At 66.4% G+C, this 24,775-nt stretch carries 17 protein-coding genes; 6 read left to right on the top strand and 11 right to left on the bottom strand.

Features of this window, described 5'->3' with window-relative positions; genetic code table 11:
- Positions 1-43: 43 nt before the first annotated feature.
- Positions 44-2,239, top strand: coding sequence for an ATP-binding protein (locus tag APT59_RS16165; protein ID WP_059315790.1), 2,196 nt, complete (start codon positions 44-46; stop codon positions 2,237-2,239).
- On the opposite strand, the gene APT59_RS16160 is transcribed toward APT59_RS16165, so the two are convergent.
- From APT59_RS16160 to APT59_RS16145, 4 genes are all read right to left on the bottom strand, one after another.
- Positions 2,236-3,237: a hypothetical protein gene (locus APT59_RS16160; protein ID WP_059315789.1), complete on the bottom strand. Its 1,002-nt coding sequence runs from the start codon at positions 3,235-3,237 to the stop codon at positions 2,236-2,238. The two genes, APT59_RS16165 and APT59_RS16160, sit on opposite strands and share 4 nt — an antisense overlap.
- Before the next feature lie 18 nt (positions 3,238-3,255).
- Entirely contained in the window at positions 3,256-4,116 is an 861-nt protein-coding gene (locus APT59_RS16155) for a neutral zinc metallopeptidase (protein WP_059315788.1), read from the bottom strand.
- A gap of 118 nt (positions 4,117-4,234) precedes the next feature.
- Complete coding sequence (locus APT59_RS16150) at positions 4,235-5,302, bottom strand: NAD(P)-dependent alcohol dehydrogenase (RefSeq protein ID WP_059315787.1); 1,068 nt, start codon at positions 5,300-5,302, stop codon at positions 4,235-4,237.
- 236 nt (positions 5,303-5,538) lie between these two features.
- Entirely contained in the window at positions 5,539-6,471 is a 933-nt protein-coding gene (locus tag APT59_RS16145) for a LysR family transcriptional regulator (protein ID WP_059315786.1), read from the bottom strand.
- A 165-nt stretch (positions 6,472-6,636) separates the two neighbouring features.
- Here APT59_RS16145 and APT59_RS16140 point away from each other — a divergent pair, with 165 nt between their 5' ends.
- The 3 genes from APT59_RS16140 (at position 6,637) to APT59_RS16130 (ending at position 9,801) form a co-directional block, all read left to right on the top strand.
- Positions 6,637-7,701 (top strand): SDR family oxidoreductase, encoded by a 1,065-nt coding sequence (locus tag APT59_RS16140; RefSeq protein ID WP_059315785.1) that lies wholly within the window; start codon positions 6,637-6,639, stop codon positions 7,699-7,701.
- Positions 7,702-7,802: 101 nt separating this feature from the next.
- Entirely contained in the window at positions 7,803-8,573 is a 771-nt protein-coding gene (locus APT59_RS16135; protein WP_059315784.1) for a sulfite exporter TauE/SafE family protein, read from the top strand.
- A 340-nt stretch (positions 8,574-8,913) separates the two neighbouring features.
- Positions 8,914-9,801, top strand: a complete 888-nt coding sequence (locus tag APT59_RS16130) for an alpha/beta fold hydrolase (RefSeq protein ID WP_059315783.1) — start codon at positions 8,914-8,916, stop codon at positions 9,799-9,801.
- Positions 9,802-10,053: 252 nt separating this feature from the next.
- Here APT59_RS16130 and APT59_RS16125 read toward each other — a convergent pair whose 3' ends face one another.
- The 6 genes from APT59_RS16125 to APT59_RS16100 all read right to left on the bottom strand — a co-directional run bounded on the left by APT59_RS16125 (position 10,054) and on the right by APT59_RS16100 (position 17,441).
- Complete coding sequence (locus tag APT59_RS16125; RefSeq protein WP_059315782.1) at positions 10,054-11,025, bottom strand: D-2-hydroxyacid dehydrogenase family protein; 972 nt, start codon at positions 11,023-11,025, stop codon at positions 10,054-10,056.
- A gap of 130 nt (positions 11,026-11,155) precedes the next feature.
- Positions 11,156-11,962 carry an ABC transporter ATP-binding protein gene (locus APT59_RS16120; RefSeq protein WP_059315781.1) on the bottom strand — a complete coding sequence of 269 codons (807 nt, stop codon included), beginning with the start codon at positions 11,960-11,962 and terminating at the stop codon, positions 11,156-11,158.
- On the bottom strand, positions 11,944-12,957 hold the full coding sequence (locus tag APT59_RS16115; protein ID WP_059315780.1) for a FecCD family ABC transporter permease: 1,014 nt from the start codon (positions 12,955-12,957) through the stop codon (positions 11,944-11,946). The genes APT59_RS16120 and APT59_RS16115 overlap by 19 nt, the downstream gene beginning before the upstream one ends.
- Entirely contained in the window at positions 12,954-13,931 is a 978-nt protein-coding gene (locus tag APT59_RS16110; protein ID WP_059316928.1) for a FecCD family ABC transporter permease, read from the bottom strand. The genes APT59_RS16115 and APT59_RS16110 overlap by 4 nt, the downstream gene beginning before the upstream one ends.
- Before the next feature lie 59 nt (positions 13,932-13,990).
- On the bottom strand, positions 13,991-14,935 hold the full coding sequence (locus APT59_RS16105; RefSeq protein ID WP_059315779.1) for an iron-siderophore ABC transporter substrate-binding protein: 945 nt from the start codon (positions 14,933-14,935) through the stop codon (positions 13,991-13,993).
- A 379-nt stretch (positions 14,936-15,314) separates the two neighbouring features.
- Entirely contained in the window at positions 15,315-17,441 is a 2,127-nt protein-coding gene (locus APT59_RS16100) for a TonB-dependent siderophore receptor (RefSeq protein WP_059315778.1), read from the bottom strand.
- A gap of 164 nt (positions 17,442-17,605) precedes the next feature.
- Between APT59_RS16100 and guaB the strand changes: the two genes are divergently transcribed.
- Positions 17,606-19,075, top strand: a complete 1,470-nt coding sequence (gene guaB / locus APT59_RS16095) for an IMP dehydrogenase (RefSeq protein WP_059315777.1) — start codon at positions 17,606-17,608, stop codon at positions 19,073-19,075.
- Positions 19,076-19,162: 87 nt separating this feature from the next.
- Positions 19,163-20,740 (top strand): glutamine-hydrolyzing GMP synthase, encoded by a 1,578-nt coding sequence (gene guaA / locus APT59_RS16090; protein WP_059315776.1) that lies wholly within the window; start codon positions 19,163-19,165, stop codon positions 20,738-20,740.
- Between the two features lie 191 nt (positions 20,741-20,931).
- On the opposite strand, the gene APT59_RS16085 is transcribed toward guaA, so the two are convergent.
- Positions 20,932-24,708 carry a hypothetical protein gene (locus APT59_RS16085; protein WP_059315775.1) on the bottom strand — a complete coding sequence of 1,259 codons (3,777 nt, stop codon included), beginning with the start codon at positions 24,706-24,708 and terminating at the stop codon, positions 20,932-20,934.
- Positions 24,709-24,775: the final 67 nt, after the last annotated feature.

Here is a 24,775-nt window from a genome sequence, read left to right as displayed (position 1 = left end):
GATGGCTAAGATGCTGACTTTGGATTCATGCCAGGCCAGTCGTATGAGCCTTCAGCGATCTTCCAGCGATCAGCAGCCTGCCAGTGACCTGCGCCAGTACGAGCGCCAGACGCTGGAAAGCCTTGCCACCGGGCTGCCGTTGGCCAACGTGCTGCATGCCTTGATGCAACGGGTGGAGCATCTGGCGCAGGTGCGCCTGCATGCCTGCATCCTGCTGCTCAGCGATGACGGTCGTTTCTTGCAGGACGGGATCGCGCCGAGCCTGCCGGACGCCTACAGCCGCGATCTCGGTCGGCTGGAAATAGGTCCGCAGGCGGGTTCCTGCGGCACCGCCGCCTACCGGCGCGAAGCCGTCTATGTCGAGGACATTGCACGCGATCCGCTGTGGGCCGGCGCTCGGGACCTGGCACTACGTTACGGCCTGCGCGCCTGTTGGTCGATGCCGCTGCTGGCCCTGGATGGCCGGCTGCTGGGCACCTTCGCCAACTATTTCCTGGAGCCGCGGCGCCCTCTGGCCGCCGAGCGCGACGCCTTTCGCCTGGTTACCGAGACCGCGGCCCTGGCCATCGAGCGTCATCAGGCGGATCTGCAGCTGCGCGAGAGCGAAGACCACTATCGGCACCTGGTGGAGCTCAATCCGCAATACACCTGGACCTGTGACCCCAGCGGCCGACTCATGGTCTTCTCGCCGCGCTGGCAGCAGCTGACCGGCCAGGATGACTTGCAGGCCGAGGGTTTCTGGTCGCTGCTGCATCCGGATGACCGCCTGGTGACCCGGCGAGCCTGGGACGCGGCGTGCCGCGCCGGCCAGGCCTACGATCAGGAGCATCGGGTGCGGCTGGCGGATGGCAGCCATTGCTGGATGCGCACCCGCGCCTATCCGCGCCGCGACGAGGCTGGGCGGGTGATCCGCTGGTACGGTACCAGCGAGGACATCGACGACCGTCGCGAGGCCGAGGAAGCGCTGCGCCGCGAGCGCGCCACCCTGGAGGTCCAGGTGCAGGCGCGTACCGCCGAGCTGGAAGAGACCAATCGCCAGCTGCGCGAAGAGATGCACAGTCGCGCCCAGGCCGAGGAGCTGCTGCGCCAGGCGCAGAAGATGGAGGCCGTGGGCCAGCTCACTGGCGGCATCGCCCATGATTTCAACAATCTCCTGGCCGGCATCCAGGCCAGCCTGGATCTGTTGCGCCGCCGGTTGCCGGCGGAGGCCCTGGCTGGCGTCGGCGGGCTGCTCGATACCGCGACCCAGTCGGTGGGGCGAGGCGCCAGTCTCACCCATCGCCTGCTGGCCTTTTCCCGCCGGCAGACGCTCAATCCCCAGGCGGTCGACGTGGCCCAACTGATCGGCGACTTCCAGGAGTTGCTGCTGCACAGCCTGGGGCCGCAGATTCGCTGCCAGCTCGAGCTGGACGCAGGGCTCTGGCCGGTCGAGGCCGATCCCCACCAGCTGGAAAATGCCCTGCTCAACCTGGCCATCAACAGCCGCGATGCCATGCCCGCGGGCGGCACCCTGACCATCAGCGCGCGCAACTGGGTGCAGCGCGACGCCGACCCGGCGCTGCCAGCGGGTGACTACCTGCTGATCGAGGTCGCTGACGACGGCGTGGGCATGCCTCCGGAGGTGCTGGAGCGGGTGTTCGAACCCTTCTTCACCACCAAGCCCGTGGGCCAGGGGTCCGGGCTGGGGCTGTCCATGATCTATGGTTTCGTGCGGCAGTCCCGTGGCCAGGTGAACGTGACCAGTACGCCGGGGCAGGGCTGTCGGGTGAGCCTGCTGCTGCCGCGTCATCCGGCCCCGCCGATCCGCGTGCCCCTGGCCGCCTCCAGCGCTAAGGCGGCCCGCACGCTGCCCAGCGTCCGGGTGCTGCTGGTGGAGGACGATGCGGTCATTCGCGAGTTGCTGGTGCAGCTGTTCGTCGACCAGGGTTGGCGTTATCGCGATGCGGTCGATGCCGACGCGGCCCTGGAGGCGCTGCGCGAAGGCGAGGGCTTCGACCTGCTGATCACCGATGTCGGGTTGCCGGGGCTGAACGGCCGGCTGCTGGCCAACGCGGCCCGTACCCTGCGCCCGCACCTGCCGGTCCTCTTCATCACGGGGTATGCGGCGGGCAGCGAGCCTCCCGTGCCCCTGATCGGTGAGCGGATGGCCGTATTGGCCAAGCCCTTCACCCTGGATGCCTTCGTCGCCAGAGTGCAGAACATCCTCAGTACTACCGAGCGACTGGGTTTCGAGGGCTAGCCGCCAACGCCGAACAGCGCCCGGCGGCCTTCGGCGGAGGTGAAGATGGCATCGCCGTTGTGACCGACGCCGGGCACCTCCACCAGTTGCTGGCGCAGCCCCGGATGACGGTCTTGCAGGTAACGGTAGTAATTCAGCCCGCGTGCCAGACGATAGGGGCCCTGCGCTTCGGCGGCGCAGCTTTTGTCCAGCGCCGGATGCTGCGGGTCGGTATCACGCGCGCCAAGCAGGTAGGTGATGTCCAGGCCCACATAGTGCTGCTCCAGACTCGCAGCAGAGCGCCCTTCGGCATAGGTCGGCAAGCCCTGCATCCCATATTTCCAGGTGTCGAAGTCCGCGCAGGCGGCCGCGTTGGCGAAGGGCACAAGCCGGCCCTGGGCCTCGGGTCGCTGGCCATCGAAATAGGCATAGGACGACGGATTGGCCACCACGAATCTCAGGCGGATGCCGCTGCTGGCCAGTTGGCGCCCACCCTGGCCCAGGACGGCGTAGCGCTGCACCACCTGGCCACCGCCGGAATGGCCGGCGATCACCACCTCCTGCAGATTGGGCAGGTGCTGGCGGTCCGCCAGGCGAGCGAGGAGGGCGTCGAACACCGCGAAACTGCTCAAGGGTCGCGGGCCCAGGGCGGGCTCGCCGCCCATCCAGGCATTCCCTTGCCAGCGCAGCAGGTCGTCAGGCAATCGATGACGCTGGATATCCGTTTCGTTGAGAAACTGCGGGGCGATCACCAGGGTATCCGCGCCTGCTCCCGCTGCCGCCGTGGCCGTCTCGCCGGAGCGGAAATAGGTCGCGGCATTGCGCAGGCGGCCATGGACGATCACCAGGGCGCGGCGAATTTCCGGGTGCGGCTGATTCCAGTCGGTGGATAGCTGCAATGCGGCCTGCGCCTGACCGATCGGCAGGCGGTCGTCGACGATACGGGCGACGCCTTCGTGAGGCGCCGCCAGGACGGAGCCCCAGGCCAGCGCCAGGCACAGCGCGAGCAGCCGATGCATCGAGGATCTCCCGAGGGATCAGAGCGCTTTGGCGGCGAAGGTGTCGCAGCTCTCCACCTTGCCACTGTCGAAGCCCGCGCGGAACCACTTGACCCGCTGCGCTGAGCTGCCATGGGTAAAGGAGTCCGGCACCACGCGACCTTGGGACTGGCGTTGCAGGCGGTCGTCGCCAATGGCGTTGGCGGCGTTCAGGGCTTTTTCCAGGTCACCCGGCTCCAGCCAGTTCAAGCGTTTCTGGGCGTCGTTGGCCCAGACCCCGGCATAGCAGTCGGCCTGCAGTTCCAGCCGCACCGACAACCCGGTGGCACCTTCGGTGGGGATGCCACGGCGACGGGCCGCTTCCATCTTGCTGGTGGTGCCGGTGAGGTTCTGCACGTGGTGCCCGACCTCGTGGGCGATGACATAGGCACGGGCGAAGTCGCCATCGGCGCCGAAGCGCTGCTGCAGTTCCTGGAAGAAGGTGAGGTCCAGGTAGACCTTGCTGTCCGCCGGGCAATAGAAGGGGCCGCTGGCCGCCGTGGCGCCACCGCAACCGGATTGCACCTGGCCGTTGAACAGCACCAGCTTGGGCGGCTGGTACTGCTCGCCATGGGCCTGGAAGATGCGCGTCCAGGTATTTTCGGTCTCGCCCAGCACCACGCGGACGAAATCCACCTGGCGATTGTCCGCCGGGGCGGTGGTCTGCTGCTGGCTCGGCGCGCTCTGGCCGCTGAGGCTGATCAGGTTGCCCAGGATCTGCGTCGGGCTCTGGCCGCTGAGCAGGCCGAACACCACCACCAGGGCCACGCCGCCCAGGCCCAGGCCGCCGCCGATCTTCATGCCGCGTCCACCGCTGGCCTGTTCTACATTGTCGCTACGTTGTCCCTTGTCCCACTGCATGGCGGCCGCCTCGTTATTGTCGTCATCGCTAGGACCGCAGGACGCGCCAAAAATGCGTTACCGGAAATGACAACGCCCGCGACGGGCGCGGGCGTTGTCGGCGGAACGGAGCGCGGGATCAGGCCGCGGTCTGGCCCTGCTTGAGGCTTTGCATGTCGATCACGAAGCGATACTTCACATCGCTCTTGAGCATGCGCTCATAGGCTTCGTTGATGTCCTGGATGGCGATCTGCTCGATGTCCGAGACGATGCCGTGCTTGGCGCAGAAGTCCAGCATCTCCTGGGTCTCGCGGATGCCGCCGATGAGCGAGCCGGCCAGCTGGCGGCGCTTCATCACCAGGTTGAACACGCTGGGCGCCGGGTGCGGCTCGGCGGGTACGCCGACCAGGGTCATGGTGCCGTCCCACTTGAGCAGGGTGAGGAAGGCGTCCAGGTTGTGCGGCGCGGCCACGGTGTTGAGGATGAAGTCGAAGCTGTTGGCATGAGCGGCCATCTCGTCTTCGTTCTTCGAGACCACCACTTCGTCGGCGCCCAGACGCAGGGCGTCGTCCTTCTTGTTGGCGCTGGTGGTGAAGAGCACCACATGGGCACCCATGGCGTGGGCGATCTTCACGCCCATGTGGCCCAGGCCACCCAGACCGACGATGCCGACCTTCTTGCCCGGGCCGACCTTCCAGTGGGCCAGCGGCGAGTAGGTGGTGATGCCGGCGCACAGCAGCGGTGCCACGGCGGCCAGGTTCTCGGTGTGGCTCACCTTGAGCACGAACTTCTCGTTGACCACGATGTGGTCGGAGTAGCCGCCCTGGGTGTTTTCGCTGCCACCGTAGAGGTTGCCGTTGTAGGTGCCGGTGAAGCCGTTCTCGCAATAGGACTCTTCGCCGGCATCACAGGGCGCGCAGTGCTGGCAGCTGTCGACCATGCAGCCGACGCCGACGCTGTCGCCGACCTTGAAATTCTTCACGTGGGCACCGACCGCGGTAACGGTGCCGACGATCTCGTGGCCGGGCACGGACGGGAAGAGGGTGTTGTTCCACTCGTTGCGTGCGGTGTGCAGGTCGGAATGGCAGACGCCGCAGAAGAGGATGTCGATCTGCACGTCGTGGGCACCCGGCTCGCGGCGCTCGAAGGAGTAGGGCGCCAGGGGCTGGTCGGCGGACTGGGCAGCGTAGCCTTGGGCTTGGCTCATGAGATACCTCATCTAGATGGTGGAACGGGGGCGGCCAGGCGGGCCTGGCCAGCTAGCAAACCATCGATCCTGCGCAGCCAGGCACGGCGGCGCCAATCGATCGTCTCGATAATCGTCATGCCGCCCATCGATGGAACTCGGGTCAGGCAGGGGTACGACGTTTTACGACCGGGGTGTCTGGGACGATGTTCCCGTGGCGCACGGCCTGGTACGACGCAGCCGTCGACCGGTCGTGCCTAGCGGGACATCCGCGGCGCCACGGTAGGCAACAGGCGCGCGGCCAGATGGTCGAGCAGCAGCCGGACCCGGGGCAGGGTCTCGCGACTGCGCGGCCATACCAGGTTGATCGGCGAGCCGTCGACGGCATGCTCGGGCAGCACATCGACCAGGGCGCCAGTGGCCAGGTGCTCGGCGATCAGCCAGGTCGGCAGCTGGGCGATGCCATGGCCAGCCAGCGCCGCCAGCACCTCGCCTTCGCCATCGCCCACTACCAGCCGCGGCTGGAACACCCAGCGTTCGCTATCGCCCGGCTGCTCGCCGCGCAGCTGCCAGGGGCTGACCAGGCCGTCGGCTTGGCGAAAGCCGATGCACTGGTGATCGACCAGGTCGGTCGGGGTCTGGGGTCGGCCATGCTGGGCAAGATAGGCCGGAGCGGCGCAAAAGACCTGGCGCTGGGTACCGAGGAAGCGATGCCCCAGGCTGGCCGGCCAGGCATCGGAGCCGCCGATGCGCACCAGGATGTCGATGCCCTCGTGCACCGGATCGACGAAGCGATCGGCGAAGGACAGATCCGGTTGCAGCAGGGGATAGCGGTGCAGCAGTTCCAGGATCAGCGGCAGTACGTGCAGGCGGCCATAGGAAGCGGGCAGGTCGATGCGCACCCGGCCATGGGGCTCGCCCTCCTGGGCGGTCAGCCCTAGCTCGGCCTGTTCCAGCTCGGCCAGCACCCCGGTGCAGGTGCGATAGAAACTGGCGCCGGCCTCGGTCAGGCTCAGGCGGCGGGTGGTGCGCTGGAACAGCCGCACGCCCAGCCGGCTTTCCAGTCGCGCCACGCTCTTGCCGACGGCCGAGCCGGTGAGATTGAGGCGCTCGCCGGCGGCGGTGAAGCTGCCGAGATCGGCCACGGTGACAAAGACGTCGAGCCCCTTGAGGCGTTCGGAAGAATACAAGGGCAGTTCCTTATTGCGGAATCTGATTCCAGTGAAAGAGGAATTTATACCCAGGATACGCCGTTAATTCTCCAATAGGCTGGAATCAACCCTGAGACAAGGCACTCCCTTATCTACAGCGCCTGCGACTGCCGCAGGCTCTCCCTCAACCCTATTGGAGGTTTCATGCGCAAGGGCACTGCTCTTATCGTTGGCGTTACCGGCATTTCCGGCTACAACCTGGCCCACACCCTGGTGGCGTCGGGCTGGACGGTCTATGGCCTGGCCCGTAAACCCGTGGCCCAGGAGGGCGTCATCCCGGTCGCCGCCGACCTGCTGGATGCCGAGTCCACCCGCCAGGCCCTGGCCGGCCTGCTGATCAGCCACGTGTTCTTCTGCACCTGGACCCGCCGTGACACCGAGAAGGAAAACGTCGAGGCCAATGGCGCCATGATGAACAACCTCTGCCAGGCCCTGGCCGGCGCGCCGCTGCAGCACCTGGCGCTGGTCACCGGCACCAAGCACTACCTGGGTTCCTTCGAGGAATACGGCAGTGGCAAGGCCGAGACGCCCTTCCGCGAAAGCGAACCGCGCCAGCCCGGCGCCAACTTCTACTACACCCTGGAAGACATCCTCTTCGCCGCCGCCGAGCAGCATGGCTTCGGCTGGAGCGTGCACCGCTCCCACAGCATGATCGGCCAGGCCAAGGGCACCAACGCCATGAACATGGGCCTGACCCTGGCGGTCTACGCCTCCCTGTGCAAGGCCACCGGCCAGCCCTTCGTCTTTCCCGGCTCCCGTACCCAGTGGGACAGCCTGACCGACGTCACCGATGCCGGCCTGCTCGCCGAGCAGCTGGAGTGGGCGGCCCTGGCACCGGCGGCGCGCAACCAGGCGTTCAACACCGTCAATGGCGATGTCTTCCGCTGGCGCTGGCTGTGGAGCGAGATCGCCGCCTTCTTCGACCTGGAGCCGGCACCCTATCCCGAGCAGCCCATGCCGCTGGAAGCGCGGATGAAGGACACGGCCCCGGCGCAGTGGCGCAAGCTGGCCGAGGAACACGACCTGGTGGAAGCCGATGTCGACAAGCTCGCTTCCTGGTGGCACAGCGACGCCGACCTCGGTCGCGAGATCGAATGCCTCAACGACATGACCAAGAGCCGTGACCTGGGCTTCTTCGGCTATCGCGACACCCGGGCGAGCTTTCTCGACCTTTTCACCCGCCTCAGAGCCCAGCGCCTGATTCCCTGAGTCGCTCTGGATCGCCGGTTCCCGTGAACGCGGGCAGCCGGCGGTTTTCACGAGCCGTTCCGCGGGCGCAGAATGCGATTTCCTGTCGCAGGATGCGCCCCATGCTCGAAACCCTCGCTGCCCTGATTCCCGCCTTCAGTCCGCTCGATTGGCTGTTCATCGAAGCCATCGTGGTCCTGGCCTATCTGATCTTCGGCGTGGCCGGTTTCGGCAGCGCCCTGGTCGCAGGTCCCTTGCTCACCAGCTGGATGCCGCTGTCGCGCATCGTGCCGCTGCTGGTGATGCTGGATTTCCTCGCCTCCTTTCATAACTGGCTGCCGGATCGCCGCGCCATTGCCGGGCGCGAACTCAGGCGATTGCTGCCCATGCTGCTGCTCGGCGCCGCCCTGGGCACCTACCTGCTGATGCGCACCGATGCCCGGCTGCTGATGCTCTGGCTGGGGCTCTTCGTGGTCGCCTATTCCACCTACAGCCTGCTCACGCCCAAGGGTTTTCGCCAGCTGGCGCCGGCCTGGTCGATCCCCGCAGGTGGCGTCGGAGGCCTCTGCGGCGCCCTGTTCGGCAGTGGCGGGTTTCTCTATGCGCTCTATCTCAACGGCCGCCTGGAAGACAAGAACGCTATCCGCGGCACCCAGAGCTTCCTCATCGGCTGCAGCGCCTCCATCCGCATCGTCCTGCTGCTGATCGCCGGCGCCTACAGCGACGGCAGCCTGCTGCTGCTCGCCGTCTGCCTGCTACCGGCCATGGTGCTCGGCGGCTGGATCGGTCGCCACCTGCAACGGCGCCTGTCCCACGAACGCTTCACCCGGTTGGTGACCTGGCTGGTGCTGGTCTCTGGCGTGACCCTGATCGGACGGTATCTGGCGGGGTAGCCAGGTCATCCTGGCGCGGAAGACCCGTAGGTTGGGTTGAGACAGCTTCATTGTCGAAGCCCAACGAGGCGGACACCCCGCGTTGGGCTTCGCTGCGCTCAGCGCCAACCTACGTCACTGCTATCAGTTTTTGCGCTTTGCTAATCGCGGCCATGCCGGTGCGCCGTAGCGACCGCTCCTACGGGAAACGGATACTCCCGTAGGAGCGGCCCATGGCCGCGATGCTCTTGGACGCCATAGGATGGAAAACCGCCTGGCGTTTTCCACGCGACGCCTCGACGTCGGGAACTCCCAAGCCCACCTGAGTCTCCGCTCTAGAGCCCCTTTGCGGAGAACTCCCATGCTCACCTCCATCCAGGCAGGCGTATTGGACGTGACCTATCAGGTCCAAGGACCGGAAAATGGCCCGCCGGTCCTGCTGCTGCACGGCTTTCCCTACGACATCCATGCCTACGATGAGGTGGCCGACGAACTGGCCGCCGAGGACTGCCGGGTCTATGTGCCCTACCTACGTGGCTATGGCGCAACGCGCTATCTAAGCGCCGACACCCCGCGCTCCGGCCAGCAGGCCGCCCTGGCCCACGACGTCCTGGCGCTGCTCGATGCCCTGGGGCTCGAGCGGGCGACCCTGGCTGGCTATGACTGGGGCGGTCGCGCCGCCGGTATCGTGGCCGCGCTCTGGCCGGAGCGGGTCGCGGGGCTGGTGCTGGGGGACGGCTATCCGATCCAGGACATCCCCACCGCCGCTACGCAGCCTGGCGCCCCGGAGGCGGAATTGCGTTATTGGTACCAGTACTACTTCCACGGTGAGCGGGGCCGCGCAGGCCTGGCGGCCCATCGCCGCGACTTCTGTCGATTGCTCTGGTCACTGTGGTCGCCCAGCTGGCACTTCAGTGATGCCACCTACGCGCTTACCGCCGCGGCCTTCGACAATCCCGATTTCGTCGACACCGTGATCCACTCCTATCGCCACCGCTACGGCCTCGCGCCGGATGATCCGGCCTATGCCGAGACCGAGCGCCGGCTCGCCACGCAGCCACCCATCGACGTGCCCACCACGGTATTGGCCGGTGCGGACGACGGCGTGACGAAGGTACAGGGCGAAACCGTTGTAGCCCGGCATTTCCATGGGCCTTTGCGCTACGAGGTGCTACCCGGCTGCGGCCACAACATCCCCCAGGAAGCGTCCACTGCCTTCGCCGCCGCGGTAAGGGAGCGGCTTCCGTAGGTTGGGCTGAGACGGCTCCATCGTCGAAGCCCAACGCCAGACCGCGCCGTGGACTGTTGGGCTTCGCTGCGCTCAACGCCAACCTACGCTGAAAGGCACCCGATTCGTAGGTTGGGCTGAGACGGCTGCATCGTCGAAGCCCAACAGGTGCGGTAAAGCCAGAGCCGTGGAAAACGCCGCGCGGTTTTCCACCCTACGAAGATTCGAGCGTAGGGTGGATAACGGCGCAGCCTTATCCACGCGCATCCGGCCTTACCGCCCCAACACCTCCGGATTCGCCAGGCCGGTCGGTTCGCCGGCGAAGAAGCCCACTAGGTTGGCGAAGGCCTCGCCGAAATAGAGTTCGTAGCTGTGCTTTTCCACGTACCCCAGGTGCGGCGTGCAGAGCACCTGGGGATGGGCGAGCAGGGGATCGTCCGGCGCCACGGGTTCCTGCTCGAACACATCCAGCGCCGCCTGGCCGGGATGCCCCAGTTCCAACGCCGTGAGCAGGGCGCCGGGTTCGATCAGGCCGGCGCGGGCGGTGTTGACCAGCAAGGCAGTCTTCTTCATCCGTGCCAGGTCCTCGGCGCGCACGCAGCCCCGGCTGCGCTCGCTATATCGCAGGTGCAGGCTGATGACATCGGCCTCGGCGAAGAAAGACTCCTGGCTGGTCGCTGCGCGATGGCCGTCGGCTTCGGCGCGGGCACGCGAGGCCTCGCTGCCCCAGACCAGCACCGGCATGCCGAAGGCCTGGCCGTAGCGCGCCAGGCGCTGGCCGATCCTGCCGTAGCCCCAGATGCCGAGGATCTGCCCATCCAGCCGCTCGCCCAGGTTGACCTGCCAACGCCCGGCATAGAGGGCGTCGATGGCCGGCTTGAGCTTGCGGCGAGCCATGAGGATCAGGGTCCAGGTCAGCTCGGCGGTGGAGACCGGCGAGCCGCTGCCTTCGCATACCGCCACGCCCTGGCGAGTGCAGGCGGCCACGTCGAGATGAGCGGTGGCCTTGCCGGTCTGGCTGATCAGCTTGAGCCGCGGCAGGTGCGCCAGCAGCTCGGCGTCGACGCGGGTGCGCTCGCGGGTCAGCACCAGGGCATCGGCATCGCGGAAGCGCTCCACCAGCACCTTGGGATCACGCTCGGCGTCGTGGTAGAGCGTCACCTGATGCCCGGCGCGCTGGAGCAGGGGGTAGCAGTCCAGGGTTTCGACGACGTGCTGGTAGTCGTCGGGGATGACGATATGCATGGCGGGCTCCGTTTTTGTTCTGGACCGCCAGTGGAGCACCTGCAAGGTCGTCCGACAAGATGGGTGGCGCGACGGTGGACAAGGCTACCGGTAGCCTGGAAAACCGCGCAGCGTTTTCCGGGACCTGTTTTTAATAAGGAATCACCAGCGGCGTACCCGCCAGGGGATTCTCGATCACCGCGCATTTGAGGCCGTACAGCGCCTCGATCAGCTCGGGGGTGACGATCTGCGCCGGCGGGCCCTCGGCGAGAATCCGCCCGGCGCGCAGGGCGATGATATGGTCGGCGTAGCGACAGGCCTGGTTGAGGTCGTGCAGCACCGCCACCAGGGTGCGGCCACCCGCGCGATTGAGGCGGCAGAGCAACTCCATCAGCTCCACCTGGTGGGCGATGTCCAGGAAGGTCGTGGGCTCGTCGAGCAGCAGCAGCGGTGTCTCCTGGGCCAAGGCCAGGGCGATCCATACCCGTTGGCGCTGGCCGCCGGAAAGGCTGTCCACCGCGCGCTCTGCCAGTTCCAGGGTATTGGTGGCTTCCAGGGCGCGCTGCACCGCCGCCTCGTCGGCATCCGTCCAGCCGGCGAAGGCCTGCCGATGGGGATGGCGCCCGCGGGCCACCAGGTCGCTGACCAGGATGTCGTCCGGGGCCACGGCGCTCTGCGGCAGCAGGCCGATGCGCCGCGCCACCTCGCGGGTGGGCAGGTCCTGGATCAGCCGGCCGTCCAGGCGCACCTCGCCGGCGCTGGGGCGGATCAGTCGCGCCAGGCTGCGCAGCAGGGTCGACTTGCCGCAGCCGTTGGGGCCGATGATGACGGTGAAACGGCCATCGGGCAGCCGCACGTCGAGATCGGCGCAGATCGGCTGGCCGCCATAGCCCACGGTCAGACGGTGGGCGGCGAGGCGGCTGGGAGAAGCGTCTTGGCTCATGAGGTCCGCCGCCATTCGCGGCTCAGCAGAAAGATCAGATAGAGGCCGCCCAGGGCGCCGGTGAGCAGCCCGACCGGAATCTGGAAGGGTGCCAGCAGCCGCTGGGCCAGCAGATCGGCGAGCGCCGTGAGGCAGGCGCCGAGCAGGGCAGGGGTGAGGATGCCCAGATCGGCGCTGCGGATCAGGCGCCGGGCCAGCTGGGGCGCCGCCAGGGCGACGAAGCCGATGGGACCGGCGGTGGCGATGGCCAGGGCCGCCAGGGCCACCGCGACGGCCAGCAGCAGATTCTGGCTGGGCAGCACGGCCAGGCCCAGGGCTCGGGCCAAGTCGTCGCCCAGCTCCAGCAGGCGCAGCCGGCGCGCCAGCCAGGCGGCCAGCGGCAGCAGCAACAGGCAGCCGGCGAGCAGGGTCAGGGTGCGGCTCCAGGTCATCATGTCCAGGCTGCCGAACAGCCAGAGCCGGGCTTCCTGGGCTTCATCCAGCTCGGCGCGGGTCAGCAGGTATTCGTTGAGGGAGGCGAGCAGGGCGCTGACGGCTATACCGAGCAGGATCATCCGTTCGCCACGGATGCCGGCCAGACCGGCGAGCCCGGCCACCAGCACCGCCGCCAAGAGACCGCCGGTGAGGGCGCCCAGCATCAGGGCCGCGCCGCCCAGTTGCAGCCAGAGCAGGGTGATGAGGGCGCCGCTGGCCGAGCCGACGGTAAAGCCCACCAGGTCCGGACTCGCCAGCGGATTGCGCGCCAGGCGCTGGAAGATGGCGCCACTCGCGCCCAGGGCCGCACCGACACCAAAGGCTGCCAGCAGCCGTGGCAGGCGCAAGTCCAGCAAGATCAGGCGGGCCAGGGCATCACCCTGGCCCATGAGGGTGGCGACCACCCGGTGCGGCGTCGGGGCGAAGGCGCCGCCGCTGAGGGTCAGGGTGCAGATACCAATGGCTGCCAGCATGAGCAGCAACAGGCAGGCCTTGAAGCGTGCCGAGCGGCGAGGGGCGAAACGATGGCGACTCAAGGGCGCACCCGGCGGGCGGAGCGGATGATCAAGGCGAGCAACACTGGGGTGCCGAGCAGGGCACAGACGATTCCGGCCTCCAGTTCGCCCGGCAGGGCCACACGGCGGCCCAGGGTATCGGCCAGCAACAGCAGATTGGCACCGGCCAGGGGCGCCAGCGCCAGGATCCAGCGCCAGTCGGCGCCCACCAGCAGGCGCAGGGCGTGGGGCACCACCAGCCCCAGGAAGCCGATGGGGCCGGCCACCGCGGTGGCCGCACCGCACAGCAGCACGATGGCGACGAAGGCCAGCAGGCGCAGTTGCCCGGGGCGGGCGCCGAGGGCGCGACCCAGGTCGTCGCCCAGGGCCAGGGCATTGAGGCGGCCGCCCAGGGGCAGGCCCAGCAGCAGGCCGATCAGCAGCAAGGGCAGGATAGTGAGGGCGCCGCCTGGTGTCTGGCCGCTCAGGGCGCCTACCGCCCAGAAGCGATAGCTGTCGAATACCGCGCTGTCGAACAGCGTGATGATGCCGGTGCAGGCGTTTAGACTGGCGCTCAGGGCGATGCCGGCGAGGATCAGCCGCAGCGGCTGGCCACGAGCCGGCGCGCTGCCGCCGAGCAGATAGACCAGGCCGGCGGCCAGGGCCGCCCCCAGCAGGGCACAGGCCAGGCGCGTCGGGGCATCGTCCAGCCCCACCAGCGACAGCCCGGCCACCACCGCAAAGGCCGCCCCGGCGTTGATGCCCAACAGCCCGGGATCGGCCAGGGGATTGCGGGTCAGCGCCTGCATCAGGGTACCGGCCAGGCCTAGGGCGGCGCCCACCAGCAGCCCGAGCAGAGTGCGCGGCAGCCGCAGTTCCCAGAGCACCACGGCATCGGTGGAACCATCGGGCGCGAAGAGCAGGTGCAGGAGGTGCGCCGCCGACAGCGGCCGGGCGCCTATGCCCAGGCTCGCCACCATCGCCAGCGCCAGGGTGATCAGCAGCAGGAGCAGCACCAGGGCGCCTCGGGCAGAGGAGGCTCCCTGGATAACGGGCGTGACGCGGGCCGGCTGGGTCATGCCACCCCCAGGGCGGTGGCGACCGTCGTTACCACCTGGCGTGCGGCGAGGGGACCGGCGTTGAGGTAAAAGGCATCGGTGTCCACGCGGATGGCTCGGGATCGGCTCACTGCCGTCAGCCGCGGCCACAGCGGCTGCCGCGCCAGGCTGGCCAGGGCGGTGCCCTGCTCGGCGTAGAACAACCAGTCGGCGTCGGCCAGATCCAGCAACTCGGCGCTGACATCCCGCGAGGTGCCCTTGAAGCGCTGGGCCGCCGGGCGCGTCACGCCCATGGCCTGCAGCAGCCCACCGGCGAAGGAATCCGCCCCCATCAGGCGCAGCCGGGCGCCACTGGAAAACAGCAGGGAGGCGGAGGGCGGCTGAGTCCCCAGGCGCTGCGTCAGGCCGGCCAGATCCCGATCCAGATCAGCCAATAGGCGCTCGGCCTGCTGGCGCCGCCCCAGGGCATCGGCCAACAAGAGGAAGTCCGACCGCCAGTTGCTACCGGTGCCGCGCGCTACCACCGTGGGGGCGATCCGCGAGAACAGCTCCAGGCCGCCGGCCTTGAGCACTGTGCGGTTGAGCACGATCAGATCCGGCGCCAGTCGCGCCAGGGCTTCCAGGTCCGGCGCCTGGCGACTGCCCAGGTCGACCATAGCCTCCAGCTCCGGTGCGCGGCTGGCAAAGGCGGTGCGCAGATAGCTGGGTGCCAATTCGCGATTGTCCACCCGGGTGGTGCCGGCCGGGATCATGCCCAGGCTCAGGGCGGCGTCCAGCTGGCCGGTGGAAATCACCGCCACCCGCTGGGGTGCGCGGAGGAGGGTGGTGCTACCCACCACATGCTCTACCTGTCGTGGAAACTCGCCATCGGTGACCGCCGCACGCGCGAACACCCGACCGGGCAGGCCGGCGAGCAGGGCGGTACCGGTGGCAAGCTGGAGAAAGGCGCGACGATCGAGCATGACGGGGACTGGCTGAAGACCGAAAGAGGCCCGCCAGGCGGGCCGAGGCCCCGTGACGGGGCGGCTAGGATAGAGCATCACCTCGGGGCTGGCACTCGCTACGGAAGCCAGGCCGCTCCGACCGGCCACCCTCCGCCCCTTCCTACATGGAAGAGGGTTGGGGTGACGGTAGGCTTCTAGCGGATCGCGGCCATGGGCCGCTCCTACAGGCGATGCATCCTTGTTCGTAGCGTGGAAAACCGCGAAGCGTTTTCCACGGGATTGCACGTGGCGATCAGTGGCTGGGGCTGCGCCCTCAGCCACCCTAGGGGCAGTGCTCCTGCTTTACGCTTTGTCGCCCTCTCCCCCTGGGAGAGGGCTGGGGTGAGGGAACGGCCGATCAGAAACTCACCGTGGCACTCAACCGCGCTGTTCGCGGCTCACCCACCGCCACCTGCAGCGGGCTGTTGGCGCTCGACGGGTAGTACTCTTTGTCGAACAGGTTGTCGACGTTCAGCTGCAGCCGCGCCTGGTAGCCGGTCACCGGCAGGTCCCAGCGCAGGAAGGCGTCGGCCACGGTGTAGCTGCTCAGGTAGAAGCTGTTGGCCGCATCGCCGGCCCGTTCGCCGACGTAGCGGGCACCGCCACCGAGGTGCCAGCCACCCAGGTTGGACGGCACCTGCAGGTGGTGGGTCAGGTAGAGGCTGCCGCTGTGCTTGGGCGCCTGGGGCAGGCGATTGCCCTCGTTGCTGGGATCGTCGAGCACCTCGGTGTGATCGTAGGCATAGGTGGCGATCATGTCCCAGCGCTCGGCCAGGCGACCGGTGAGATCCACTTCCACCCCGCGCGAACCCACTTTGCCGGCGGCCTCGCTGATACTCAGGCCTCCCACGGTGCGGGTGGTCACCACATTCTTCTTCTCGATGTCGTAGAGCGCGACGTTGAGGTTCAGGCCCGGCGTCAGGTCGTACTTGGCGCCCACCTCGACGCTGCGGCCCTCTTCGGGCTCGAAGGTGGTGCCGCGGTCGTCGACCGTGGTGTTGGGGACGAAGGAGCGACTGTAATTGCCATACAGCGACAGCTCATCGGTCGCCTTGAACACCAGGCCGGCCAGCGGCACGACGGCATGATCGCGCTTGTCCAGGTTGACCACATGGGCGTTGCCCAGGCCCTGGGCCGCGTACTGGTCGAATTGCTGATAGCGCCCGCCCAGCACCAGGATCCAGCGGTCGTTCAGGTGCCAGTTGTCCTTGAAGTACAGGGAGGTCGAGTCCAGGTCGCTGTCCTGATCGCTCTGGGCGGCGCTGAGCAGGCTGGGCGCCGCCAGGTTGCCGTACACCGGCGCGAAGATATTGATGTTGCGGCGGGACGCCGTGTTGTTGCGATAGGTCTTGCCGCGGTACTGGCTGCTTTCTTCGTGATCGATGCCGACCAGCAGGTCGTGGCGCTGGCCGAACAGCTCCTGGCTGCCGATGAAGTCCCAACTGGTGTACTGGGTCTCGTAGTCGTAGTCGGCGCCGTTGCCGGCGCGCAGCAGGTTGCCATTGGCGGCCAGGGAGATGGGCTGGGCGAAGTTCAGGCTGTACCTGTCGTTGTTCCAGGCGTAGATCAGCCGGGTCTTCCAGTCGTCGCTGAGTTGGTACTCGAAGCGCGCACTGGCGGTCTCGGTGATGCCATCGCCCTTGGCCCATTTCTCATCCAGCCGCTTGTTGTAGTCGACGTTGGCCGGATGCCCGTTGACGAATACCGTGCCGCGATCCACCGGGCCGGAGTAGTCATTGTAGGAATAGGCCAGGGTCAGGCTGGCACGCTCGCCGGTCCAGGACAGCGACGGCGCCACCAGGCTGTGCTGGCTGACACCATAGTTGCGCCAATAGTCCTCGCTCTGGCGTTCGGCGATCAGGCGATAGGCCAGGCCGGTGTCGCCAATCGGTCCGGTGGTATCCAGGCCCAGGTTGCCGCCACCCTCGCTGTAGGCCGAACCACTGAGCCGGGTGCGCTGCTGGTATTGCGGCTGCTTGCTGACCACGTTGATCAGGCCACCGGGTTCGAGGGCGCCATAGAGCAGAGAAGCCGGCCCCTTGAGCACCTCGACCCGCTCGGCGGTGGCGTCGAAGTTGTGCGACAGGCTGGAACGTACCCCGTCTCTCAGGATGGAGCCATCGGCATTGGTACCGAAGCCGCGCTTGACGAAGCTGTCCTTGGTGCCTGCCAGGGTATTGCTCTGGGTCACGCCACTGATGAACTTCATGGCGTCATCCAGGCTGCGCACCTCGAAGTCGCCGAGGGTCTCGGGCGTCACCACCTGCACCGACTGCGCCTCTTCCTTGATTGGCACGTCGCTCTTGCTCGCGGTCGAGGCGCGGGTCGCGCGATAGCCCTGGTCGGCCTCGCTGGCCGTGGCGGAGATGTCCATGGGGGCGAGGGCAGTGTCAGCCGCCGCCAGCAGATCCGAACTGGTCGCCAGGGCCAGGGTACTGAAAGCGAAGGGAGCGAAACGGCGAAGGGCTCTGGGCGGCGTGTTCAAGGGCGTTCTCGGGGCGGTCGGGAAAAGTGGCGGCGATTCTAAAGTGATAGTCATTCTCAAGTAAATCGAATCCTCCGACCGTTGGTGTCAGGCGCGTTGCTGCCCATCCCCAAGCGCAGGTATAATGTCGCGCTCCTAAATTTTCCCGCCCGGGAGCGCCCGCCATGCTGCGCATCAGCCAAGAAGCCCTGACGTTCGACGATGTTCTCCTCATCCCCGGCTATTCGGATGTCCTGCCGAAAGACGTCAGTCTCAAGACCCGCCTGACCCGTGGCATCGAGCTGAACATTCCCCTGGTGTCCGCCGCCATGGACACCGTGACCGAGTCCCGCCTGGCCATCGCCATGGCCCAGGAAGGCGGCATCGGCATCATCCACAAGAACATGACCGTCGAGCAGCAGGCCGCGGAAGTCCGCAAGGTCAAGCGCTTCGAGGCCGGCGTGGTGAAGGACCCCATCACCATCGACGCCGATGCCAGCGTGCGCGATCTGTTCGACCTGACCCGCCTGCACAACATCTCCGGTGTCCCGGTGATCTCCGGCCGTGACCTGGTGGGTATCGTCACCTCCCGCGACGTGCGCTTCGAGACCCGTCTCGATGTACCGGTGCGCGAAGTCATGACCCCCAAGGATCGCCTGGTCACCGTGCGCGAAGGCGCCGACAAGCAGGAAGTGCGCGAGCTGCTGCACAAGCACCGCATCGAGAAGGTGCTGATCGTCGACGAAGCCTTCGCCCTCAAGGGCATGATGACCGTCAAGGACATCGAGAAGGCCAAGGCCTACCCCAACGCCAGCAAGGACGACGCCGGTAGCCTGCGCGTCGGCGCGGCCGTCGGTACCGGTTCCGAGACCCCCGAGCGCGTGGCCGCCCTGGTCGCCGCCGGCGTCGACGTCATCGTCGTCGACACCGCCCACGGTCACTCCAAGGGCGTGATCGAGCGCGTGCGCTGGGTCAAGGAAACCTACCCCCAGGTGCAGGTGATCGGCGGCAACATCGCCACCGCCGAAGCCGCCAAGGCCCTGGCTGATGCCGGCGCCGATGCGGTCAAGGTCGGCATCGGCCCGGGCTCCATCTGCACCACCCGCATCGTCGCCGGTGTCGGCGTGCCGCAGATCTCCGCCATCGCCAACGTCGCTGCCGCCCTCGAAGGCACCGGCGTCCCGCTGATCGCCGACGGTGGCATCCGCTTCTCCGGCGACCTGTCCAAGGCCATTGTCGCCGGTGGCTACTGCGTGATGATGGGCTCCATGTTCGCCGGTACCGAAGAGGCCCCGGGCGAGGTCGAGCTGTTCCAGGGGCGCTCCTACAAGTCCTACCGCGGCATGGGCTCCCTGGGCGCCATGTCCCAGACCCAGGGCTCCAGCGACCGCTACTTCCAGGATTCCGCTTCTGGTGCCGAGAAGCTGGTACCCGAGGGCATCGAAGGCCGCGTCCCCTACAAGGGCCCGCTGGCGGCGATCATCCACCAGCTGATGGGCGGCCTGCGTGCGTCCATGGGCTACACCGGTTGCGCCACCGTCGAGCAGATGCGTACCAAGCCGCAGTTCGTGCGCATCACCGGCGCCGGCATGGCCGAATCCCACGTCCACGACGTGCAGATCACCAAGGAAGCGCCTAACTACCGCGTTAGCTGATTCCTAATCTGTTGTTCTTATCGTTGCGATTCGGGGCTGTCTAGACAGCCCCGAATCGTCTGAACCTAGTGCTATCGAGACCTGGCCATGTCCCAAGACATCCACGCCCACCGCATCCTCATCCTCGACTTCGGCTCCCAGTACACCCAGCTCATCGCCCGCCGCGTGCGCGAACTGGGCGTCTATTGCGAGCTGCACCCCTTCGACATGGACGACGCCGATATCCGTGCCTTCGCTCCGCGCGGCATCATCCTGGCCGGCGGGCCCGAGTCGGTCCATGAGGCCGGCAGCCCGCGCGCACCCAAGGCGGTGTTCGACCTGGGCGTACCGCTGTTCGGCATCTGCTACGGCATGCAGACCATGGCCGAGCAACTCGGCGGCAAGGTCGAAGGCTCCAACATCCGTGAATTCGGCTATGCCAAGGTCGACGTGGTCGGCAAGAGCCGCCTGCTCGAAGGCATCCAGGACCACCTCGACGACGACGGCGTGCTCGGCCTGGACGTCTGGATGAGCCATGGCGACAAGGTCGGCAAGCTGCCGGAAGGCTTCCACGTCGTCGCCAGCACCCCCAGCTGCGCCATCGCCGCCATGGGTGACGACGAGCGTGGCTGGTACGGCGTGCAGTTCCACCCCGAGGTGACCCACACCAAGCAGGGCGGGCGCATCCTCTCGCGCTTCCTGAAGGACATCTGCGGCTGCGAAGCCCTCTGGACCCCGGCCAACATCGTCGAGGACGCCATCGCCCAGGTGCGCGCCCAGGTCGGCAGCGCCAACGTGCTGCTGGGCCTCTCCGGCGGCGTCGACTCCTCCGTGGTCGCGGCCCTGCTGCACAAGGCCATCGGCGACCAGTTGACCTGCGTCTTCGTCGACAACGGCCTCCTGCGCCTGCACGAGGGTGACCAGGTGATGGCCATGTTCGCCGAGAACATGGGCGTCAAGGTGATCCGCTCCAACTCCGAGCAGCGCTTCCTGACCAACCTGGAGGGCGAAGCCGACCCGGAGAAGAAGCGCAAGATCATCGGCCGCACCTTCATCGACGTCTTCGACGCCGAAGCCAGCAAGCTCGACAACATCAAGTTCCTGGCCCAGGGCACCATCTATCCCGACGTCATCGAGTCGGCCGGCGCCAAGACCGGCAAGGCCCATGTCATCAAGTCCCACCACAACGTCGGCGGCCTGCCCGAGGAGATGAACCTCAAGCTGGTCGAGCCGCTGCGCGAACTGTTCAAGGACGAGGTGCGCAAGATCGGCCTGGAGCTGGGTCTGCCCTACGACATGGTCTACCGCCATCCCTTCCCGGGCCCGGGCCTGGGCGTGCGCATCCTCGGCGAAGTGAAGAAGGAATACGCCGACCTGCTGCGCCGCGCCGACGACATCTTCATCGCCGAGCTGCGCAAGGCCGACTGGTACCACAAGGTCAGCCAGGCCTTCGTCGTCTTCCAGCCGGTCAAATCCGTCGGCGTGGTCGGCGACGGCCGCCGCTACGCCTGGGTCGTCGCCCTGCGCGCGGTGGAAACCATCGACTTCATGACCGCCCGCTGGGCCCATCTGCCCTACGAGCTGCTGGAAAAGGTCTCCAACCGCATCATCAACGAAATCGACGGCATCTCCCGCGTCACCTACGACGTCTCGAGCAAGCCGCCGGCGACGATTGAGTGGGAGTGATCCCGCGTCCGGCATAGACCGGTACGTCTAGTAGGAAAAACCAAAAGCCCGCGTAACTGCGGGCTTTTGGTTTTGAGTGATGGCAAATCCGGTTTATGGTTAGGGGGGGGTTCAATAATCCAATCGATTAGTCGTCGACCTGAAGGCGATGATCGGCGTCAGAGCCCCGCTGGGGATGCATGGATCAGTGACTATTCGAAACTCTCCTCGCCTTTCCGATCGCGCTTGCTCTCATTTTCGATCCAGCGTTCGAGTTTGGGCAGCATGTCGGAGATTAATTGCTGAACCTCGCCCCCAACATTGTCACCCAGCGTGGTGATAGCCTCGCGACGCTGAACCAGGATATCGGCGAGCGAGCCGCTCCAGCTGCGCGGATGCAGTCGCGACCACATATCATCGAGGAACGTCCGCTTGTCTGGCGCATAGCCCAATATTTCCAGAAAAAGCGTTGAGACACCATTCTCCTCTTCGCCGTGCTGCCGCTTGAACATGGGGATGCTTTTGCCAAGCATGGGATAGCGCCGATCGGGATCGATATTCGCCCACTGAATAAGGGTTTCGGCGCCGACATCTTCCACCGGTGTGCCAGACCCAAAGTCCCCCTCAAACAGTCCCTGATTCCTCGGCCGGAGCTCAGGAAGCAGGAATTCGTCGAGAGCGATCAGGGGATGCGTTTCGAAGAGCGCCTTCAAGACATAACCAAGATCGTAGGACGAGAGATAGACGGTCTCCAGCCCGACCCGGACCCGCGCGCAGATCTCGCGCAGCGTCGCCGCACCATCAGGTCCGGCGCAGCAGACCCGAATGACGGTATGCAGCCCAAAATCGCGAAACGACTGCTTCTTCCCGAAGTCGGCGCGCAGCAGCAGCTCACGGCCAACGGCAATCAAGGATGGAGCGCGTTGTCGGCCCTCCTCCTGATCGCAGTAGAAGTGCATGTGCAGGATATCGAGCGCGATCTCCACGCCGTCGGCGAGACTGGCGATGTCAGTGAGCAGCGGCCCAAGCGCGTCGGGTGGAGACTCGCCAACGCTGCCATTAGCGATGCTGTGAAAAATCCGCGCCGACAGGACGCCACGTTCAATCGCACGCCGAAGCCGCGCAATGCCCTGGGTATCGATAGCGACACGCGCCTGAAGATAGGGCAAGCTCGCGGCGAGATCGGGATTCTCGATCACATCTTCCAGCGCGGCGTCGGCGAAGGCCGAATCCCTGGCGTTTGCTCCATGGATGAACCCGCCCAGCACCGTCGCATTCCGGCTGTCCACATCGGCGGCAGAAAAGAGGCCCAGCAGTTCCCGCCAAATCGCATCAAGATCGGCGGCGCCATCCGACAGGCCGATGCCGCACTCGTAGGCGCGCTGCGGATGTTGTTCGACGAGCAGTTCGGCGATGAAGGTAGCGCGCGTCTCCGGGTCGTGCGCGAGCGCGGTTCCGATCTCCTTCGCGAGCTGGGAGGCGCGCTCATACGGCTTCATGATATCGCCGTCGTCGGCATCACCGTCAGCGACATCCCAACCGAAATTGCTGCGCCCCAGTACCACCGCACGGGCCTGATGGAGAAGATCGGTGGGTTTCAGGCGGTTGATGAGCGCGGTGAGACGCGCGCGCACCTCATCAGGCATAGCGTCGCCCTCGAAACGCAGCGCTGTGCGGAAGCCGATCCACCCCTCGATCCAGGGCCGCTCGGAAGAGAAGTTGGTCGCTGCCCGTTCGAGCGCATCGTGACAGGCGCCGAAATGCCACAGCTCCCTTACGCTATGGGCAAGGTGGTCCCGGGCGTTTTCGATGATTGGCGAAAGCTCGACCGCCAAGTCGACCGCGCCGTTGTACCAGGCCCAGATGTCGCCACGCTTTGGCGGGTGCCAGCCATAGTCGCGTGACCGGGCGCCGAAGTCGAAATTGCTGGTTGAACTGAAATGGTGGGCCTTCAGCAGCGCATTGAGGGCGACGCCGGCGCAGCGCACCAAAGCCGGATCACCGGATTGCGCGAGCCGGCGCACAAGCGATCGCCGCTGATCTGGCAATGCCTTGGTGCCCGACAGGTACAGGTGAAACAGCTCGGCCAACATGTCCGATGCCGAGTTGTTGTTCTGATTGGGCGGTTCGGCGGAAAGGAACCGGGCAAGCAATGTCGCAGCGCGGTCGAATAGCGGTGAATCGTAAGCGAGGAGCTTGATCAACCGTATCCACTGCCATCGGTCGCTCGACTGCGGATTGAGTATCTCGGCGCCGCGCGGCCCCGCCACGTCTCGCTCGATCCTTGCGAGCACGGCATCGGGCGCGACCGGAGCGATATTCGTGATGATCTGGAGGCCGTCTTCGCCCAACGCCGTGAGATCGCCAAGAAGACCGTCGGCACCGAGCCAGCGCTCGACCGCGGCCCGTGCCTCGGCGCTGTCGTGCAGATAGCCGAGGCGGCGCGAAAGGGACTTCTGCATGCGCGCCGTGAGCGACGCGCAGAAGCGATCAAAATCGGCCGGGGGCATGCGTTCGAGGGCGAACCCGGCGAGCGGGTTGGCGATCGCGTGCGGCAGGATCGCGCGCCACCGTCCGCGCAGCTGCGCGATCCCGCGCTGACGAAGCGTGTTCAGCGCCGCATATATCGTCGCCATGGAAGCGCAGCGAATAGCAGCAACCCGCGCAAGTTCGCTGCTTTCCGATGTGTCTTCGCCATCGATCGAATAGAGCAGCGCAAGGTCTTCGGCGGCGGAAAGGAGATCCCGGTCGGGCTCGTTGCGCTGGTGAAAAATCCGCTCGAAGAGGTCACGGCTCTTGAGCTTTCCCAGGGTCTCGCCTTTCCCGAGGGTTTCGGCGAGCGCGCGCGCCACACGGAAATTACCGTCGCTGAACTCCGATATCGTGCGCCGGTCCACCTGCGTCACATTAGGGAAGGTCTTTTCCAGCCACAGTTCCACCATTTCGGGCGATGCTGATTGCAGGCGAAAGACCTCGGTACGCTCGGGCTCATCGTCGCGAACATCATATTCGACCGTGAGGAGGCTGACCTGGCTCCCCGCTCCCGAACAGATGCGGGCAAGTTCGCTGTGCGTCGCCGGATTGCAGTTATCGACGATCAGGATCGCACGTTGCCGTGCGATAACTAGCTGGCGCGCCATGTCCCGGGCGGTTGGGTCAGTCTCGACCGAATAGTCGGTATAAACGGCAAGCCCCGGGTCGAGCGCTGCCTCGCCGACACCATCCTCGAACAGTGCCTGCACGAGACGAGTCTTTCCGAGACCGGACAAGCCAATCAACCGGATACATTGGCGAGCGTTGGTCAGAGAAACGCGAAGCCGAGCGATACCCTCACCAATGGTGAGTTGCTCGCGATCGCTCGTTCGTTCATCGGTTAGGCAAGCCTTGTCGTTGAAGAGATAGGGCGTCTCTTCGCTCACGCCGACGCCGCACCAATCGCCGATGCTGCTCCAGCCAGACATACCGATGCCGAGCCGCGTGCGGACCCAAGCGGCAATTCCGGGATAGTGATTGACCCATGTCGCTAGCCGGTCGCGATCATAGAAGTCGCTATGCAACTGCTCGGCCTCAGGCAGATCTTCGAGCTGCGCTCGGATCGCATCGCGACGATCGCTCAGGGGCTTGTCTGCGACTGACCCTTGCGCGCTGACGATGATGTAGGCACCCGAGCGAGCGGCGAGTTCGGCGATGACCGGCCGTAGTACGCCGCCAGGACGCATCTCATCGCGGATTGCGCTCGCCGGCATGTCGGGCTTTTTCACCTGAAACCCTACGTGCTGGCGCGGTACGAAATCCGGCATCACCAGTGCGGACGGGCACTCGACCCGGACATCAAGGCCGCCATCGGCCGCATCCTGATTGCCACCAGCCGTTACCGACGAACTGGGGCAACCCTGCGCCCGCAACTCTGCCAAGGCAAGACGCGCGACTAATGTCCGCAGATCGGCGTCATTGAGGTTCGCGACTTGTGCGCCAGTAATTTCGAACATCGTCCCCGAAACCCCTTTCATCAAATATTGGAGAGCATGCGGGAGAATAAAGAGCAGTCAAGCGATA

This window comes from Pseudomonas oryzihabitans (genome assembly GCF_001518815.1).
Lineage (GTDB): Bacteria > Pseudomonadota > Gammaproteobacteria > Pseudomonadales > Pseudomonadaceae > Chryseomonas > Chryseomonas oryzihabitans_E.
The sequence above is the reverse complement of the archived record's forward strand: the minus strand, read 5'-3'. Positions and strand labels throughout refer to the sequence as shown.